Source organism: Corynebacterium sp. HMSC055A01 (assembly GCF_001809405.1).
Lineage (GTDB): Bacteria > Actinomycetota > Actinomycetes > Mycobacteriales > Mycobacteriaceae > Corynebacterium > Corynebacterium hesseae.
In genome coordinates, this window is record NZ_KV797533.1 from 1 (window position 1) to 242 (window position 242).

Here is a 242-nt window from a genome sequence, read left to right on the forward strand (position 1 = left end):
CAAAAAAGGCCGTGAAAAGCCCAAACCTAGTCAAAAAGACAAACCACAACAGACCAAAAGGCCTGAACTGGCTATCCAAAAATTACATAAAGAAAAAATCTCGAAACCAACCCCCAACCCGACGGGGATAAACAGGAGTTGGCCTAAGTCAGAAGATTTTAAATCATTTACGTCCAAACAACTTACGTTATTTACAATGACGCCGCTTGAAAGAAAAGCGCCATCCGGCATACACCAACCGT

The 242-nt window shown here is 42.6% G+C and carries 1 protein-coding gene; it reads left to right on the forward strand.

Translation table 11 applies throughout. From position 1 onward, the window contains the following. On the forward strand, positions 1-242 hold a 242-nt coding region (locus tag HMPREF2604_RS14180), incomplete at both ends, for a hypothetical protein (protein ID WP_210384653.1).